The organism is Persicitalea sp., from assembly GCF_041751555.1.
In the GTDB taxonomy this organism is placed as follows: domain Bacteria; phylum Bacteroidota; class Bacteroidia; order Cytophagales; family Spirosomataceae; genus Persicitalea.
Window position 1 is genome coordinate 1 of record NZ_JBGSXF010000381.1, and the last position, 3,042, is coordinate 3,042.

A 3,042-nucleotide genomic window follows, 5' to 3' on the forward strand; every position below is an offset into this window, starting at 1 on the left:
GTTGTAAGAAGAGGGAAGGTTGAACCGTCCTTTTGGGTAGAGAGCGACTACGTTTATTGATCGGCAACTACCTTTCCGCCTTCCTGCAACGTCCAGTCATTGCTATAAAATCCAGCCATTTTGACCCCAGTCACCCCGTCGCGCAGCATCTCGTTGTTAAAAATCATGAAATCAGGAAATCCGCTGCCGCCGCTGAAGTACTGATTGGCATTGGCTGCTTTCATACCCGTCAGGCCCGACCCACTCACGACGGCTACCGATGCCAGATTACTATCGCGGCGCGGCCACATGAAGTAAGCCGCCAGATCATTACCCGTGAAAGTGTTGTTTCCTGCCCTGATTTTTCCATCAGTCACCTGAATCGGACAATCCGACAGCAGCGCGGGCCAGGCCGCATTGGTATTGGCGTTGCCGTACAGCACCACGCCCCGATCAGGATATTGTTGAGGATCGAAGTCAGTATCGGCAATCAGATCCACGGCACCATTGCCCCGATAGTACCACGACTCCGCGTCGAATTTTGCCTTATCCATAGCCCAGGTGTTTTCCTGTGCATTACCCTGAGTACCGTACACATAGATAGTCCGGTGGTTAAAAGGCTCTTTGAAAGTACCCGAACGAAGGGTGCCTTTTTCGCGGTCGGCGGGCTTCGACGCTATTTCCCACTGTTCATTTTTGTGTAAAAAGACGACCTCGCTCGGGGTTCTGACCGTGTAAGGCAGAACCTCGTTGCTATCCAGTTCAATTTGAATCTCAGTTCCGGGATCGAATGATACCAGAGCCAAAGACAGCGTGGCAACATTCTGCGTAGTCCCCGTAATCTGCTTTTTTTCTTTGTCCAAATCTAGGTCGATATGGCTGAAAAGAAGTGGTTCCCGCTGCTGGTGAATGGTGGCCCATTTCATTTGGCCTGAAATTCCTGGGTTAGCGGTGGTGAAGTCCACGTGGGCTACTGCCGTATCGGCCGCCAGCGTATGTGAGCTAAAAAAATCGAACAGAGGCGGCCAGTCCACGCTTATGTCGCCGTACCAGTGGCTTCCCCCAGGGTACTCGTAATAGCTGAAATCGGTGTGAAAATCGGCGAGTACTTTTTTCATTTGCCGGGCGTACTCCACCGAAACCGTCCGGTCGGCGTCGCCGTGATTGATGTACACACCCAGCGGCTTGTAGTTTTTGACCAGAGCCAATACATTGCTGGGGTTGCTGGCGCGAAGGAGCATGGCTTCCATCGGCGTGGCCGCGCTATCGGGAATCATACCGTCGTGTGAACCGTAGGACGACAGAGTAGGATAGCCCGCGCAGGGAGCGATAGCCGCCCAGTTGCCGGGATAGGTGGCGCCCAGAAACCAGGTGCCGTGGCCTCCCATCGAGTGGCCAGTGAGGTAAATCTTTTCAGAATTTGGCTTAAAAGTCTTTTTAGCAATGTCGAGTACTTCCAGCGCATCGAGTCGTCCCCAATCCTCCCAGTTGAACCCTCGGGGGCGGCGGTTGGTCGGGGCCACCAACACGCCCCAATCTTTAGGTTTGTAGGCCCGTGCCTGATTGATAGCCTGTACCTCGGCGCCGTGTACCGAAAAGAACAAAGCGGGTGGAATATCTGGCTGAGGGTCGATTTGTGGAGCCACGGAATAGTACTGCACGGTACCGTCGATGTCGCTGACGAATGTCCGGCTGTACTGCTTGCCGGCAGCAATGGTTTCCAGCTCCACCGATTTTCTATCGATAGTTTTCCTATTCTGCACCAGCGCTAGGCTAACTGGTTGCTTGCCAACCGTTCCAGCTTTACTGCCGTCAATTAGAATACCAACTTTCCGCGTACTCAGAGCCGGAATCATTGGCACCGGAACCGCCATTTTATACTCTCCCAGCTCGGAAGAAATGGTCAAGCCCGATAGTGGTTGGTCGCTGGTATTGACCACGACCAGTCCCACCCAGAGCGAGTCGTTTTTCAATCCCGGTACGACGTGCGGCATGGTGAGGTCGGCGGTGTTGAGAGACACGGCTTGAGTTGGAAAATCCAGCTTGGCAACCACCCCGCCGTATGCTCCGAAGCGACCCACGCGAATGTAGAACTCATTTCTACCCTTCTTCAATTCTACGGGAATATCCATCCAGCCGTAACGGTAGATATCACCGCCGTGGGGCGATCCGTTCACGTACACCATGTCGTTGCCCGCCACATTGAGCAAGGCAGTGTGCTTTTTTTTGGCGGTGTAGGTAAGAAAAAGGTAGCCGTTGGCTAACTCGCGACTTCGAAAACGGTTCAAACTATCCGCTTTAAGGGCTTTCCAGGCAACTTTTTCTCCTTTGAGATTTGAGAGGGTAGCATTCCCGCTGGGCGTTGCCAGGGAGCCATTACTCAGCGCGTAGGCTAGCTGGTCTTGATAAATTGCCTCCCGTCCGTATTGATGCAGGCCTCCGGCGGCCAATCCTTCGGAAAAGTAATGCGTATTTTGGGAAAGCGCAAGCGTGAAAGATGAGATGAAAAGCAGAAAAAGCAGGGGGTAAATTTTCATGATAGAGAGTACCAGGAATTTTTGGGTGGAGATTCAGAAAGTGGGCTTCACGAAAATAGTCTGAAAAATGGAAAATAAGAAACTCCCTACGCCCTGAACCGCTCGAAGGCGTCACGCTCCAATGCTTCCTGATGATCGGGGTGCGCAATCGTGATGAGTGCCTGCGCCCTTTGCTTCATTGTCTTTCCGTAGAGATTCGCCACGCCGTATTCCGTGACGATATAGTGAACGTGGGCGCGGGTCGTAACGACCCCCGCGCCCGGTTTCAGGAGAGGCACGATCTTGGATTCGCCGCGCGAGGTCACCGAGGGCATCGCAATTATCGGCTTTCCTCCTTTCGACAAAGACGCGCCCCGGATGAAGTCCATCTGTCCGCCTACGCCCGAATACAACCTTGTGCCAATCGAATCGGCGCAGACTTGTCCCGTGAGATCTACCTCGATAGCACTATTGATGGCCGTCACCTTGGGGTTGGTACGGATTACGGCGGTGTCATTGGTATAAGAGGCTTCTAGCATGGCAATCA

The 3,042-nt window shown here is 53.3% G+C and carries 2 protein-coding genes; both read right to left on the minus strand.

Going from position 1 to position 3,042, the window contains the following annotated elements; all coding sequences use genetic code 11:
• Positions 1–53: 53 nt before the first annotated feature.
• Positions 54–2,516 (minus strand): alpha/beta hydrolase-fold protein, encoded by a 2,463-nt coding sequence (locus ACEW8P_RS13480; protein WP_373513599.1) that lies wholly within the window; start codon positions 2,514–2,516, stop codon positions 54–56.
• A gap of 86 nt (positions 2,517–2,602) precedes the next feature.
• Positions 2,603–3,042: acetyl-CoA hydrolase/transferase C-terminal domain-containing protein (locus ACEW8P_RS13485; RefSeq protein WP_373513600.1), on the minus strand; the 440-nt coding region annotated here is incomplete at its 5' end.

Bases quoted from the DNA above. Each gene is read 5' to 3' on its own strand.
- ACEW8P_RS13480 (WP_373513599.1), bottom strand. From the start codon at position 2,516: ATGAAAATTTACCCCCTGCTTTTTCTGCTTTTCATCTCATCTTTCACG.